The organism is Kordiimonas gwangyangensis DSM 19435 = JCM 12864 (genome assembly GCF_000375545.1).
GTDB lineage: Bacteria > Pseudomonadota > Alphaproteobacteria > Sphingomonadales > Kordiimonadaceae > Kordiimonas > Kordiimonas gwangyangensis.
On the sequence record NZ_AQXF01000002.1, the window covers coordinates 226,815 to 240,497 of the forward strand.

The 13,683-nt window shown below is 55.8% G+C and carries 20 protein-coding genes; 2 read left to right on the top strand and 18 right to left on the bottom strand.

Annotated features, from left to right (window positions below):
• Positions 1 to 8: 8 nt before the first annotated feature.
• The 14 genes from B150_RS0105985 to B150_RS0106055 form a co-directional block, all read right to left on the bottom strand.
• Complete coding sequence (locus tag B150_RS0105985) at positions 9 to 326, bottom strand: hypothetical protein (protein WP_020398987.1); 318 nt, start codon at positions 324 to 326, stop codon at positions 9 to 11.
• A complete protein-coding gene (locus B150_RS0105990; RefSeq protein ID WP_020398988.1) occupies positions 326 to 1,534 on the bottom strand; it encodes a phage tail fiber repeat family protein in 1,209 nt (402 codons plus the stop codon). The genes B150_RS0105985 and B150_RS0105990 overlap by 1 nt, the downstream gene beginning before the upstream one ends.
• Positions 1,534 to 2,619 (bottom strand): hypothetical protein, encoded by a 1,086-nt coding sequence (locus B150_RS0105995; RefSeq protein ID WP_020398989.1) that lies wholly within the window; start codon positions 2,617 to 2,619, stop codon positions 1,534 to 1,536. Before B150_RS0105995 ends, B150_RS0105990 begins: the two co-directional genes overlap by 1 nt.
• A gap of 3 nt (positions 2,620 to 2,622) precedes the next feature.
• Positions 2,623 to 2,895, bottom strand: a complete 273-nt coding sequence (locus B150_RS0106000) for a hypothetical protein (RefSeq protein ID WP_020398990.1) — start codon at positions 2,893 to 2,895, stop codon at positions 2,623 to 2,625.
• Positions 2,896 to 2,903: 8 nt separating this feature from the next.
• Positions 2,904 to 3,722 carry a hypothetical protein gene (locus tag B150_RS22180; protein ID WP_020398991.1) on the bottom strand — a complete coding sequence of 273 codons (819 nt, stop codon included), beginning with the start codon at positions 3,720 to 3,722 and terminating at the stop codon, positions 2,904 to 2,906.
• Entirely contained in the window at positions 3,715 to 4,116 is a 402-nt protein-coding gene (locus B150_RS0106010; protein WP_020398992.1) for a hypothetical protein, read from the bottom strand. Before B150_RS0106010 ends, B150_RS22180 begins: the two co-directional genes overlap by 8 nt.
• A complete protein-coding gene (locus B150_RS0106015) occupies positions 4,089 to 4,298 on the bottom strand; it encodes a hypothetical protein (RefSeq protein ID WP_020398993.1) in 210 nt (69 codons plus the stop codon). The genes B150_RS0106010 and B150_RS0106015 overlap by 28 nt, the downstream gene beginning before the upstream one ends.
• A gap of 2 nt (positions 4,299 to 4,300) precedes the next feature.
• Complete coding sequence (locus B150_RS0106020) at positions 4,301 to 4,771, bottom strand: hypothetical protein (protein ID WP_020398994.1); 471 nt, start codon at positions 4,769 to 4,771, stop codon at positions 4,301 to 4,303.
• Positions 4,772 to 4,774: 3 nt separating this feature from the next.
• Positions 4,775 to 5,686, bottom strand: coding sequence for a hypothetical protein (locus B150_RS0106025; RefSeq protein WP_020398995.1), 912 nt, complete (start codon positions 5,684 to 5,686; stop codon positions 4,775 to 4,777).
• A gap of 25 nt (positions 5,687 to 5,711) precedes the next feature.
• A complete protein-coding gene (locus B150_RS23225) occupies positions 5,712 to 5,849 on the bottom strand; it encodes a hypothetical protein (RefSeq protein ID WP_020398996.1) in 138 nt (45 codons plus the stop codon).
• A gap of 241 nt (positions 5,850 to 6,090) precedes the next feature.
• A complete protein-coding gene (locus B150_RS22185; protein ID WP_020398998.1) occupies positions 6,091 to 6,768 on the bottom strand; it encodes a hypothetical protein in 678 nt (225 codons plus the stop codon).
• Complete coding sequence (locus tag B150_RS0106045) at positions 6,761 to 7,483, bottom strand: hypothetical protein (RefSeq protein WP_020398999.1); 723 nt, start codon at positions 7,481 to 7,483, stop codon at positions 6,761 to 6,763. The genes B150_RS22185 and B150_RS0106045 overlap by 8 nt, the downstream gene beginning before the upstream one ends.
• Entirely contained in the window at positions 7,464 to 7,841 is a 378-nt protein-coding gene (locus B150_RS0106050) for a hypothetical protein (RefSeq protein WP_020399000.1), read from the bottom strand. The genes B150_RS0106045 and B150_RS0106050 overlap by 20 nt, the downstream gene beginning before the upstream one ends.
• A complete protein-coding gene (locus B150_RS0106055) occupies positions 7,831 to 8,097 on the bottom strand; it encodes a hypothetical protein (RefSeq protein WP_020399001.1) in 267 nt (88 codons plus the stop codon). The genes B150_RS0106050 and B150_RS0106055 overlap by 11 nt, the downstream gene beginning before the upstream one ends.
• 193 nt (positions 8,098 to 8,290) lie before the next feature.
• On the opposite strand from B150_RS0106055, the gene B150_RS19935 reads away from it, so the two are divergent.
• Positions 8,291 to 8,665 (top strand): DUF6173 family protein, encoded by a 375-nt coding sequence (locus tag B150_RS19935; protein ID WP_020399002.1) that lies wholly within the window; start codon positions 8,291 to 8,293, stop codon positions 8,663 to 8,665.
• 32 nt (positions 8,666 to 8,697) lie between these two features.
• Here B150_RS19935 and B150_RS0106065 read toward each other — a convergent pair whose 3' ends face one another.
• The 3 genes from B150_RS0106065 to ssb all read right to left on the bottom strand — a co-directional run bounded on the left by B150_RS0106065 (position 8,698) and on the right by ssb (position 10,814).
• The gene (locus B150_RS0106065; protein ID WP_020399003.1) at positions 8,698 to 9,885 is read right to left on the bottom strand and encodes a hypothetical protein; all 1,188 of its coding nucleotides are present in this window, start codon (positions 9,883 to 9,885) and stop codon (positions 8,698 to 8,700) included.
• Positions 9,886 to 10,132: 247 nt separating this feature from the next.
• Entirely contained in the window at positions 10,133 to 10,330 is a 198-nt protein-coding gene (locus tag B150_RS0106070) for a hypothetical protein (protein ID WP_020399004.1), read from the bottom strand.
• A gap of 10 nt (positions 10,331 to 10,340) precedes the next feature.
• Positions 10,341 to 10,814 (bottom strand): single-stranded DNA-binding protein, encoded by a 474-nt coding sequence (ssb, locus tag B150_RS0106075; protein WP_020399005.1) that lies wholly within the window; start codon positions 10,812 to 10,814, stop codon positions 10,341 to 10,343.
• Between the two features lie 564 nt (positions 10,815 to 11,378).
• Between ssb and B150_RS0106080 the strand changes: the two genes are divergently transcribed.
• A complete protein-coding gene (locus tag B150_RS0106080; RefSeq protein WP_020399006.1) occupies positions 11,379 to 11,669 on the top strand; it encodes a helix-turn-helix domain-containing protein in 291 nt (96 codons plus the stop codon).
• Between the two features lie 122 nt (positions 11,670 to 11,791).
• Here B150_RS0106080 and B150_RS0106085 read toward each other — a convergent pair whose 3' ends face one another.
• Entirely contained in the window at positions 11,792 to 13,645 is a 1,854-nt protein-coding gene (locus B150_RS0106085; RefSeq protein ID WP_020399007.1) for an ABCB family ABC transporter ATP-binding protein/permease, read from the bottom strand.
• Positions 13,646 to 13,683 lie beyond the last annotated feature (38 nt).

Below are 13,683 nucleotides of genomic sequence, written 5' to 3' on the forward strand. Positions count from 1 at the left end.
CTCGCGCCTCAAAGATATTTGAACAGGACAAAGGTCCAACTGTTAGTGGTGTATAGGCCTACGCCCGGTGCGAGCTTGAGGCTCGAAAGAACCACCGACCCGTCTACGTCGCTCCACACCTTGGGATTGGCTAGATAGTTGGCCTTGTTGCTGCCGATATGGCCTTCGGTCGATACCGCCGAACCGCGAGCCGTCAGCGTGTAAATGAGCACGCCGCTGGTATTCAGCGCGGGGTCAATGAGCCAGCCGTCGCCAGTGCCGTAACTCGCGTCTGTAGGAATGGTAAAGTCGGTGCCACCACCAACGAGATCGCTTGCTTTCGCCATTACCGTAAAAGCCTCCAAGTTGAGCCGATGTAGATGAAGCCCGTTCCGAACTCGCTCACATCAAGAACAAAGTCCTGAGCGGAACCGTTGAAACTCCGCGCTCCAAAATCGACAGTAATGTTGTTGTTTTCCGCGTTCGCCCCCACGTCCGCGACATAGAAATAGGTGCCTGTCACGGGGCTGGCCGGGGCGGTGATCGTGATCGCCCCGGCGCTGCTATTCACAGCAACCACTTGCTCATTCGTCGCGGTGTGGGCTGCTGTAACCACTACCCGGTTATGAGTGGCCTTGCTGTCCAGTGCTGCCTGTAAGCCGGTCACGTCCGAAATCGGGTGACTGTGAGCCGAAGGCGCGAAGCTTGAGGGCTTGCCTGTGATGGCCGCCCAAGTGTGTGAGTGGCTCGCTGTCGCCGCGTCGCTGATGCCGTAGCCGCTCAAGGTCGTGGGCTTGCCGGTCAGGCTCGCGAAGGTGTGCGCGTGGCTCGATGCCGCTTTGCCGTCCAGTGCCGCCTGAAGGCCTGTCACGTTTGAAATCGCGTGGCTGTGGCTCGTGGCTGCCTTGCCATCCAGTGCCGCCTGTGTGGCCGTGCTAACGGGCTTGTCTGCGTCCGACGTATTGTCCACGTTCGCAAGGCCAATATCCGCCTTGGTGTGGCTGTGGCTCGCGGCTGCAATGCCTGCCTCGCCCAAAGTGCGGTTGATGAACTTGGAGCCGTCCCATTGCAGCACTTCACCCGCCGCAATTGACGTAATGGTCACGTTTGAGAGGTCGCCCACGGCATGGCCGTGTGTACTGGCCGCCTTGGCATCAAGGGCTGCCTGTAGCCCGGTCACATCCGCAATGGCGTGGCTGTGAACGGTCGGTGTGAAGGTGGAAGGCTTGCCGGTGATGGCGCTCCAAGCATGACTATGGTTCGCGGCTGCAATGCCTGCCTCAGTCAAGGTGCGGTTAATGAAGCCAGACACGCTCCACACCAGAACTTCGCCGTCTCCGATGGCCGAAATCGCCACGTCAGAAAGGCTCGCGAGCGTATGGCCGTGGCTGGCGTTTGCCTTGCCTGCCAGTGCCGTATCAATCGCGGCCTTGCCGTAGTAACGGACATCGCCTCGCGTGTTGTTCAGGTATTGCGGGTGGTCGTCAGCGCCCAGCCCGGTCAGGCCCGCGTGATTGGATACGCCACTTGCAAAAAGGTCGCTCGCCTTAGCCATTAGCCGAAAAGCTCCCATTCGCTGCCGTTATAGAGGAAGCCAGTGCTAAAGGTGTTCACGTTGATCACGAACGTTTGCACCGCGCCGTCAAACTGTTCACCGCCGAAGTTCACAGTGATGTTGTTGAGGGCCGCATTGCCGCCCGCGTCACCGACAAAGAAGAACGTTCCATCGGCCGGGTTCGCCGGGGCGGTGATGGTGATTGGCCCCACGTCGCTATCTGCGGCAATGATTTGCTCTGGCTGCGCTGTGTGGTTGGCCGTGACACGCACGCGCGAAATCGCCGGGGCTTTCGTCGCCAGTGCTGCGTCTACCTGCCCTTTGGTATAATAGCGGGCATCGCCCCGCGTGCTGTTCAGGTATTGCGGGTGATCGTCGTCACCAAGGCCCGAAAGCGCACCGTGATCGGTCACGCCGCCGCTTGAGATCGTCGCCGGGCGCCATTCGCCAACGCCTGCGTGCCAGACAAGGCTTTCACCGTCTTCCGGGGCTTCTTCGCCCACGTCCGTGAGGCTTGCGAGCGTATGGCCGTGGCTCGCGCTTGCTTTGCCTGCGAGCGCAGTATCAATGGCCGCTTTGGTATAAAAATTGGTGTCGATATAGGCCCGCACATAATAGCGAGCATCGCCCCGCGTCGCGTTCAGGTATTGCGGGTGGTCGTCGTCACCAAGCCCGGTCAATGCGCCGTGGTCAGTCACGCCGCCACTACCACCACCACCGGCCAAGAGCGCGGGACGCCACTCACCAACTCCCGCGTGCCAGACAAGGCTTTCGCCGTCTGCCGGAGCTTCTTCGCCTACGTCTGTGAGGCTCGCGAGTGTGTGGCCGTGGTTCGCCTCTGCTTTGCTCGCAAGAGCGCCGCCAACCGCGTCAAGTTCCGCGTTGATGTTGCCCAGCGTGGAACTGATGCCGTTCAGTTCGGAGGTGAGGCCGTCCAGTGCGGTATCAACTTCGCCTTTCTGGTAATAGCGGCCATCGGCCTGCGCCTGAGATTGGTATTGCCCGTGCGTGTGGCCGGCGTCAGATTTACCGGCCAGCGCTGCCGCCAGTTCTTCTCCTGTGATGCCGTCGTAAATCTCCGCCATGGGTTAGACCTCGACTTCTTCGGAAAAGCTGATTTTGCCGATGTTCTCACCGCCCGCGATGACCCAGATTTCAGACTGGATATCTTTGAACACGCCCCGCGTGCCTGCCGGGATTTTATTTTGTTCAGTATCCGGGCGAACGTCCACCTGCCCGACCCAGACATCAAAGTCACCGGCTGTAACGTTCAACACCTTCCGGCGCGGGTTTGCGCTCACCAGAATGACGGCGCGGTCAGATCGCACGGTTACGTTTTTGGCGCTTGAAAGCTTGATCATGGGTGACCTCATTTCCGGCTAGTCATGAAGGCGATGAGCACGCCCATAAAGGCGATGACACCAAGGCCAATCAGGAGGGTTTTCTGTTGCGTTTCGGCAAAGCCGCCAATGGTACTTTCAAACGATTTGCCAAGGGCGAACGAGTTCAGTTCAAACGCATCCTTGAGGGTTTCCCGGTTGCCGTCCGCCGCGTCGTCCGCGAACTTAAGCGCCCGCTCAAGGCTAGCCCTACCGGATGACAGCGCATCCTCTACAACACGCTCGTTTGCCTCTAGGCTGGCCGCGTTCACAGCTTCGGTAAGCTCCGCGCCTTCCCGGTTCATCGCCACAGCCGCGTCAATTGCTTCACGCGATGCAGAGAGCGCAGCGTCAATGGCGTCCCGCGCCGTGTCGGTCACGCTGTTGTTGGAATGCTCCGCAAGCTCGCGCATTTGTTCGCTAAGGCGTTCCGCGCTCGCAAACGCCCCTTCGCCAAGGCGGCGGGCTTCTTCGGCCAGCCGTTCCGCTGCCGCCGCGTTCCCGGCAGAGGCTTCGGCCATGGCGCGGATTTGGGTTTCCTGTGCGCGGGCTGCGCTCTCAAAGATTTCTTCGGCGGCGCGGGCGGCTGCCTCGGCGCTCGCCGCTGCCGCCTCGCTGGCCGCAACAGCCGCCGCCTCGCTCTCAATGGTCACATTACCTTGAGCCAAGATGTTGCCGTTGTTGCTGTCCTCTTGGGAGTTATCAACGTCAAGCTCATAGTCGATTTCCGTATTGTTCACCGTTTCATGGATTTGACGGCTATCAATCTGGTTCGTCGTGTTTTCTTGGCTGCGGCGCGTGCTACCCATTATAGGGGTTCCACGTGATTTTGGCGCGAGCGCCCGATTGCAGGAACGCCGCCGCGAGGCGCGGTGAACTGGTGTAATATTTGACCGTGTGGTGCGCTGTGCGCTTGGCGTAATCATTCAGGAAAGCGCGGCCTTCCTTGATAATCTTGTCAACCTTGCCTTCAAGGCTCGCGGCCATGACCGCAAGGATTTTTTCGCCGCTCGTTGGCTTCGCTTCAGAACTCAGGAGAAGTGAACCCACGCGCTTGTCACCGTCCATGACGGCAAAGAGCGCGGCGCGGCCTGCCGCATGTTCCGCGATATAAAACGAAAGCGTGCTGCCCTTCTCAATTCGGGCAAAGCCTTGCTTGGCCCGGTTATCGAAAGCTAGGAGCGGTTGGAAACGAATTGCCATATCAAAATCCCTACGGCCACGCCGACAAGTACAAGCATTGCTTGGTTGAATGCGCTGTCACCGCGCAAAGAGAAGTTCCCGGTGTCGAAGCTATTGGTGAACCGGTCACTGCTATTGATGGGGCCGCCATCGGCCCCAAGTGAAAAGCTTCCGTTCTCGCCTACGCCGATGCCCGGAAACATTTTTATTTCCTCATCATGAGAACAAGCAGGATGAGGAGAACGCCGCCGCCAATCGCTGCCGGAATTGCCCAAGAAGGCAAACCGCTACCGGTCATGACCGGTTGTTGCGTGGTGGTCGTGGTGCCGGTGGCCGTCGTGCCGCCGCCTGCCAAGCCCTTGTCCTGAGCGCGCCCGAAAATATCGAGTGTCGCGATACTGCCAAGCCAGTTGGTGGCCGTACCGAGCGCCGTTGACAGGATGCCACCAAGGCCCGAGCCGCTACTTGAGGAAGAACCGCTTGACGTGGTGGTTTTCGGGACGCTGGTTGCTACCGGGTCAGCCGAGTAGGTGTAGGATGGGTTCAGCGAACCCACCCCCAGCCCAAAGCTGCCCGACGAACCCGCGAGGCTGCCCAACCCGCCACCGAGCAGGCCACCAAACTCGTAGCCCGGCTCTTTGGCAAAGCTGCCGCCAATGGAAAATTCATCAGGCATGGTCTAGCCTCCGATGTTGCTGCGGAGCGGCGGCATTTCATACTGTTCAACGAGCAAATTCGCGTCGGTCATGTCGCTGGTTTTGATCTTGAACAGCACTTCATTCGGCGCCGAACCATAGTCCTTGCGGAAGTGCGCGAGCGCGGAGCCTGCAAGGGCTTCCGGCACGATTGACCACACGTCGTCTTGAGGCACAAAGCCACGGCGCTCAAGCTTGTGGTCAAGGGCGCGTTTGGTGGCGAAGTTCAGCACTTCTTGCTCATCCACCAGCATACGAATGCCGGTAATGTTCGCGCCCTTGAAGTGCCAACCGCGAATGACGTTTGCCGACCGCTCAAAGAAGAAGTCGGTTTCAGTCGCGCCAGACGCCTGAATATCCACATGCTGTTCAAGGTGCTTGATGAGGCCGGGGAAGCCACGCTTCTCAAGCGTCGTTGCAACGCCTTCCGGTGCCACGCTCACACTTTGGCGACCTTTGGCGCCAAGGCCCTCGGTTTGCAGCCAGTGCGTGATTGCCGGGCTGGCGCCATTGCCCAGAACAAGGCGAAGCGCCGGGTCAACAAAGAGGCCCGGAACGAATGCGGAAATTTCGGCTTCCGCCGTGTTTTGCCGCCATTCTTCGGTGAAGAAGTGCGTGAGGAAACCCGTTTCAAATGCGCGGCCATAGAAGGCGTTCAGCATGTTCACGTTTGCGGGCTTGTAGGTGCCGAAGCTGTCACCGCCAAACATCAGTTCATAGCTGATGATATTGGCTTCGATCAGCGCCTGCGAACTCAGGGTGCCGCCCAGCGAGTGAACAAGATCAAAATGATCAATTTGCCCCACCGAAGTCGGGAAATTCACAATGGGGGTGCCGTTTGGTGCCACATCCGACATGGATTTTGGATTGCGGCGGTATTCTTTAAAGCCTGCCATGGCTGTTGCTCCTTAAGTTGAAGGGTTAACCGCCAAAGGCTTCGTGAAGGTCTTTCAGGACTGGCACATCATATTCGTCGCCAACCCAGAGGAGACCGCCAACGATGAGGACCGCCAGAATGACGATAATCAGCGTCTTGGTATCGTTTTTGGTGAACTTCACTTGTCTGTCCTTTCAAATGCTTGGTCTATCCAGAGCGTGAAAGGCTTGGTCAGTGCATAAACGACGACAGAAACAATGATCGCCTGAATTAGTTTGTCGCTAGACAAGGCCACTTTTCGCGCTCCTCAGTTGAAGTCGATGGCGATTAGAACAGATGAAACCGGTGCGACCGGTCGGGGAAAAAACCGGTCGGGACCGGCGAAAAAACCAGTCCCGACCGGTGAGAACCGGTTGTGACCGGTCAGCCGGGGAATGAGAGCTTGCCGCGTGTGTACGCGCCGTTCTCCATGCGGATATATTCAAGGGGCTTGAGAAGGCTCACAGCGTCCGCCAGTTCGCGCCCTCTTGCCGCCCCCATTTCCGCGACGGCCCGAAGGTCTGCCGGTTCAGTGAGGTTAAACAGGAAGCGCTTTTCAAGCTGGCCCCGGAACTTGGTGGACACCTCAGCCGGGCGCTGTGTGGCTCCCACCAGATGAATACGGCTATGACGCCCCGACCGGCACATACGCGAGAAGCCGTTGAGCTTCTTGGATAGGTTATGGTTTGGGAAACAGTCGGCCATTTCATCAACGGCAAGCGTTAGCTCGGGGATATTGTCGAACCCGTACCGGTCCGCGTTCTGGTTCTGGTGGTCCACCATGAACTTGGAAATATCCGACAGGGACAGGACTAGATAATCCTCGTCGTCGTCGGGCTTGAACCAGTAGCGGAAGCCGTCCCAATAGTTCGCCTGCACGGCTTCTATCAGGTCCGAAACGCTGGTGATCTGAGTGTAACCCTCTTGCGCGGCATTGGCAGCACGAGCCGGGAGCGCGTCAAACAGGATGACGCGGCGGTGATGGCGCAAAATCCGGTCCATCATAGTGGATTTACCGGACTGCGAGCGGCCAAAGAGACCGATACGGCCAAACTTAGCCATGCTCGCCCCCTTTCGCCTCTACCGGTCCCGACCGGTCATCATACCAGTATTTCTTGGCCCGCCTGCGTTCGGCCCACTCGCGTTTCTTCTCCATGATGATGGAAAGCACGGCAAGGCCCTTGCCGCCAAAGAAGCTGACGCAGAAAATCCAGTCACCGAATGACACGGTATTTTCTGAGATCATCCAGCCCAGCCATTTGGGATTGCGGAGCGCGATTTTATAGAGGTGCCTTGCAGCCTGCCGGGCTTGGTCATAGTCGGCTTCATTGGTGCGCAGTTCCGACAGGTCCAGCCCCAAAGCCGGGACAAAGGCACCTATGGCGGCGATAGCTTCCCAAACATCAATGGCCCACCATTCTACGAACTCGGCCTCGGCCATATTGCTCACGCTCACGGTGCCGGTCCGCTGGTCATAGTCCAGATATTTGGGGCCGGTATCTTCGCGGGCGCTGTCTAGGTCCAGTACCTTGGGTTGCCATGGCTCGGCCTCGACATCTTCAACCGGTCGCGCCGGTTCGGGACCGGTCGGGATTTCGGTTGACGGGTCAGGCGCGGTGCCACTGATCAGCCCCAGAAACGGGTCATTGGCGGGCTTTGGTGCCTCAAATACCGGTTTTGCGACCGGTTCAACCGGTTCGACCGGTGCCGACAGGTCGGGACCGGTACTGGTCGCCCGGTTGGCTGTGGGAACGAGCTTAAGCGCATTCGCTTGCATCGGTAGCCCTCCCCTTCTCGAACCGGTTCCACTCGGCTTCCAGATAGCGGATATAACTTTCCGGCACCTCATGCAGCCCCTGCACGCGCTCTAGCGCCGCCTGATAGGCTTCATAGGTCTGGGGCGGTATGTCCTCAGGCGCACCCTTGACGGAACGCTTGCGGCACCCCTTGACGGTGATTTCTTCCGGAGAGCAAGTGCCATAGGGACAGCCGCGGTTGTCCAACTTGACCAAGATGAACTCGCCACAGTGGCCGCTGTTGATACAGGGATACAGGCCAATAGCCCGTTTAGTGTTGCCACGCGCAGCCGGTGCGGTCGCGTCAGGCGGCAAAGGGATAAGCCAATCACTCAGCATTGGCCGCGCCCTCAGCCGGTTCATTGGCCCATTCAATACCCTGCCCGCATATCTGCCGGATAAGCGAACGCTTCACCGGTTTTGTGATCGGGCCGTCTTTGAATTCTTTGGGAACGAAAAGCTTTAAGGCTGGCGGCACATGCTCAATGTGAACAATCAGCAGGATATGTTCAGCATCGAGTGGCTTGTGCTCAATAAGGGCTTTGATACGCCCCAAATTGAGGGGAAGTTGAAAGTCGATAGGGTGTTTGTGCATGGGATTTTATCTCGCTTAAGCTTGAATAAAATCCCCCATTCGGAAGCGAAATATTACTTTAATCGTAAAATAATGCAATCAGTTTAAGAAAGATCGCCGACTAAGTGCATACTCAAGGTTTGAGCATTCAAAGTACTTGCTCTAATCTAAGGGACTAGGTGATGATCTGTCTGGTGGAATGGAAGGAAATTCAATGAGCCGATATGATCTTGAGGCACTCAGCCGGACAATGAAAAATGATTTGGAAGAAATCACCAGAGCGTCGGCACGGAGAAACAACCCGGCACAAACCATATTTGACGATTTGGAGGTATGGTTGCGGGACTTTGAAGAGACGCTTGAACATGGAAAAGAAGTGGGTATGCGAATGCTCGCCCACATGAGCAGCGAGCCTATTCATATTCGCACAATCACGTATTCCAACCCCCATTTGATTATCTTTGATGGCCTAAGTGCGGAGGGTAACCGGGTCAGGCTCGTGCAGCATGTGAGCCAATTAAATGTGGCCTTAGTTGCAGTTGAAAGCCTAGCAGAAGAGCCCTTCAAGGTCGGCTTTGAGATAGAATAGCTGGCGAAAAACTAGTTTCTGATCTGTCAACTTCATACCGGAGCATCAACAAGGGCGTACCGCTCTAAAGCGCGCCTAATCTTCTCCGCATGTTCCCGATCTCCAAGCATCAATTTCAGTGCCTGGGCTAATACGTCATCTGCTTCTTGCTCATCAAATGCGCCGTTTTCTCTCAAGCGCAGCATTACGAGGGAACGGCATGTGCCCGCAAGGTTTTGAAGCATTTGCTTGTCAAGTACGTCTGCACGTCCCATAGCGCGCCGGTCAATGGGTTTGAATTCTGTAGGGTTGCCAATTTCACGTAATACCATGCTGTAAAGCGTGTGGAGCGGCCACCGTCGCCGGTTGCTATCCTTAGTGGGCTGGCATAAGCGGCGGTTATAGAGCGCATCTGACAGAAGCTTCCAACGGTCTTTTAAGAACGCTTCGGGGGTGTTTGCCTTCCGGTCCTTCAACCAGTCACCGCGCAACCTGATCTCCACCCGCCACACGTCGCGCCATTCGTCGCGTTCTTCAATTTCACCGGTTTCAGGATTTAAGGCCCACGTATCATAGAGCCACGTTTTGTTACTGGCCTCAGTGATCTCTTTTGTTTTGTCGTATATCTGCACTTGGCAGGTTGCGCCCATGCCTATGGTCAGCGTTTCAACCTGATCGCCCTGCACTACCCAGTCTCCCCGAACCTTTGTTTCTTTTGGGCATACTGTCTGCTTTGCAATGCGCGGGTACATTTCACCTGTGAACCGCCTGCTATGGATATCAAAACAGTAGTCCACCCGCGTGAGGCGTTGAAAATCTGCCGGGTCTTGAGGCATACAGCCCGCATATTCAAGCATTCCATACATTTCTTGCCTTAAGGCAGCGATACCCTTTGACCATATCGCGGCTGAGGTGGCGCGCCACGTAAAGGACCATTCCCGTTTTGGAGAACCTATCTCAATTCGGAAATCGTCATTTACGAGGATAAATTCCTTGCCACCCTTGGCACCGGTCGGCATTAGCTGAAACGTCGTTTCCGCAAGATCAAATGCAATCGGCGTTTTACGCCTATCGTCCAGTTCCGCCGCCCGCTGTTTTTGCTTTTTCAGGCGTTCCCAAAGATCACCCGGAAAGCGCAAATTCAGGCACTCTTGCCACCAGTCAAAACCATGCACCAAAAGCCTCCCATATCCTTCCGGTATGGGAGCAAGTCCGATCTGTGGTGCATTCCGTTCCTTCACGCTGTTTTCCGGGGTTCTGTACGTCTGACACCCCCTGTTAGGGGGGCGGGGGTGTCAGATTTTTTTAGGATAGCGGAAACGGCTTTAATGGCGCGGGTATAGCTATCTGTTGCCCCAACACGGTTGAACCATGCGAGGTCGCTAAGATGCGTCCGTGGCGTTTTAAGGGTGTGTGAGTGGCAGAAGTGCGCCCCGGCATCTCTCAAGCCGGGGCAGTCCTTCACTGGGCATGGGAATAAGTCGCGGCTCATACAGCGCCCACTTCCCTGCCAGTGCTGTGGTAAAGCTTGCCGCCTGAAATGGTGTAGCGGTTGACCGGCGCGTGCTGTAGCTGGTTCACAAGGTCCGTTTGCTTCCGGCACTTGCGAACATGCTGAAAGAAGCCCGGCCCGCGAACAATACGGTCACAGGTCGGGCATTGGTGAAGCTGTGAGGTGGATTTCATCGCTCACGCCTCAGAAGGGGATTTCGTCGTCAAGGTCAGATCGGTTACCGCCGAAGCCACCACCGGCTTGGCTCTTGGTCGTAGTGGTGCCGTATGCGTCAGCGTCACCGGCAAAACCCGGCCCGCCCTTGCCACTACTACCCAACATGGTCAATTCACCCCGAAAGCGCTGTAACACTACCTCAGTGGTGTATTTTTCAATGCCCTGCTGATCAGTCCACTTTCGGGTTTGAAGCTGGCCTTCAATGTAAACGGACGAGCCTTTTTTCAGGTATTGCTGTGCGACTTTTGCAAGAGGTTCGTTGAAGATCACGACGCGGTGCCATTCTGTCCGCTCCTTCTTCTCGCCGCTTGTCTTATCGGTCCACTGTTCACCGGTCGCGATTGAGAGGTTAACGACCAGTGCGCCGTCATTCATCGTGCGCGCTTCTGGGTCGCGCCCAAGATTGCCGACTAGGATTACCTTATTAACACTACCTGACATGGATTGTTCTCCGTTGCTGTGGTTGAAGCTCCGCGCCGCTTCGCGGCTTGGGGACAAGGGCTGTTCAAAAGCAAGGGGTTTAGATTTGAGAAGAACGGCCACTAGCAGCTTTAAATGCCACCAGTGGCCGCCCTTGCTTCGTCACAGCCCGCATAGGTGTCCAGCCCATACGGTCACACGCCACCGACCTTGATGGCGTCTGAGCGTAAGGATGACCGGGCAGCCGGGGGGCGTTCGGCTGCCCGGTCTGCGATGTGTCAGGCTCAGACAACACCGCGACGAAAGAATTCTGGAAAAACTGCGAGCAATCGCCCGCTTCGATTTGATGAACGCCACCTGAATGACGTGTTGAGCCTGTAGTCATAACCGTCCCCGTATCGTGCCCGTTCTCCCGCTCTCCCGAAGCGCGGGCGGCCTTTTGTGAAGAGGAGGTACCGCCCGGCCCCGTTCCGATGGGGGAGTTGCAACAACAAACATCATTTGTCGTTACGCACTATTGACCGCCACAATTTGCGGCATCTGTCAACTCATGCTATTTGTTGATGGTGAAGAGGAGATTTAGAAATGCATTCTATTGATGACTATGTAGATAGGGCTTTGACGAAAAAGCGCTTTAAGTCCGATAGACAGCTTTCAACCGCACTTGGATTATCACTAGCCGCCGTGGGTTCTTGGCGCACTCGACGTGCAATCCCCTCTGAGGAAAGTATGGTCAAATTAGCTGAGTTTGCAGGCATGGACGCCGAAATTGCCCTACTCGAATTGGGCTGGTGGCGGTCAGTTAGCCGCAATGAACACGCTGCCGCGACAACCTATCAAAAGTTGATTCAACACCACTCTCATATGGCAGCTTAGCGGCAGATTTCTGCGGTTTTGATTAAGACGTAACAGGAAGAACGTTTTAAGTACAAAGTGCCATCGTTTCCCATACCAATTTATATTATGGGAAATATAAATTATGCTTATGATACAATCGCCTAGGCTTCCTCAAGTGCGATCAGCTTCTGTTCTGCCTCGTTCGCCTCTAGCTGACGCTGCCACATGTCGGCGTATCGTCCTTTCAATTTCAGAAGCGCTTGATGGTTTCCGCGTTCGACGATCTTGCCATTATCAAGCACCAGAATTTCATTGGCGTTCACGATTGTTGAAAGCCGGTGCGCAATGACCAGTGTTGTGCGTCCTTCAGAGATGCGGTCAAGTGACGCTTGAATATCGCGCTCGGTATGCCCATCCAGCGCTGATGTTGCTTCGTCGAGCAAAAGGATTGGCGGGTTTTTCAGTATCGTGCGCGCGATCGCGACGCGCTGCTTTTCGCCACCTGAGAGCTTCAAGCCACGCTCGCCGACCTCCGTGTCGTAACCTTCAGGCAGGCTTTCAATAAAATCGTGGATGTGGGCCAGCTTGGCCGCTTCTTCGACTTCCTGATCACTTGCTTCCGGACGTCCGTAGCGGATGTTGTAGCGAATGGTGTCGTTGAAAAGCACTGTATCCTGTGGAACCACTCCGATTTTGCTGCGCAGCGAAACCTGGCTAACGTCTGCCACGTCCTGTCCATCAATGCTGACTTTGCCCGAAGCAATGTCATAAAAACGGAAAAGAATGCGGGAAATAGTCGATTTGCCAGCACCGCTCGGCCCCACAATGGCTGTTGTCGTTCCGCTCGGCACCCGGAACGAAATGCCTTTCAAGATCGGACGATCCTTGTGATAGCGGAAATGAACATCCTCGAATGTGATTTCACCGCCCGCGACGTTCAAGATCTCTGGGCTATCGCCGTCGCGCACGTCGGATTCAGTCGCAATAATCTCAAACATTTTCTCCATATCCACCAGAGACTGTTTGATTTCGCGGTACACAAACCCGAGGAAGTTAAGCGGCATATAAATCTGTATCAGAAGTGAGTTCACGAGGACAAACTCGCCGATTGTGAACCGACCGTCGATCACACCTTGGGCCGCCATCCACAGTACAACCACAAGACCAAGGGATATGATAATGCCCTGCCCGACGTTCAGCAATGTGAGCGATAGCTGACTACGGACTGAGGCCTGTTCGTAGGCCGCGAGCGCGGTGTCAAACCGGCGGGCCTCATGCTCTTCGTTGGTGAAATATTTGACCGTCTCAAAATTGAGCAGGCTGTCGATCGCCTTGGTGTTCGCTTTAGTGTCCTGGTCATTCATTTCACGGCGAAATTTGAGCCGCCAATCGGTGATGGCGATGGTGAAATAGATATAACTTGCAAGGCAGACAAACGTAATAAGGGCGTACAAAAAACCAAACTTTAGCCAAAAAATGGCAGAAATCAGCGCTATTTCGAGTAATGTTGGAAGAATGTTGAACAGCATGAAACGGAGCAGGAAATCGATCCCCTTGGTTCCCCGTTCAATGATACGGCTCAGCCCGCCCGTTCTACGTTCCAAGTGAAATTTAAGCGACAATGCGTGAAGGTGCCGGAAGGTTGAGAGTGCGATCTGCCGCAACGCATGCTGACCGACTTTAACGAAAACCGCGTCCCTCAGCTCGCCAAATAACTGGCTTAGAACACGTGCGGTGCCGTAGCCCAGAATAAGGCCGGTGGGAACCGCAAGCGCAATTGTGCTCGCGTCTATGTCGCCTTTTCCCCCGGTTAAAGCGTCGACTGCGTCTTTGAAAAGAAATGGAACGTAGACACCAAGCAATTTGGCGAGTACGAGCAGTGCCAACGCGCCAACGACGCGTACTTTAAGATCACCACGACCAGCAACCCAGAGGTAAGGCAGCAGGCTCTTCACAGTTTTCCAGTGATTGTCTTTTTTCCGCGCTGTTGTCGCTGCGGCCTGCTCTTCTTTCATTCCTGCGCCTTAAGGTGTATTTTTGAAATAATTTAATT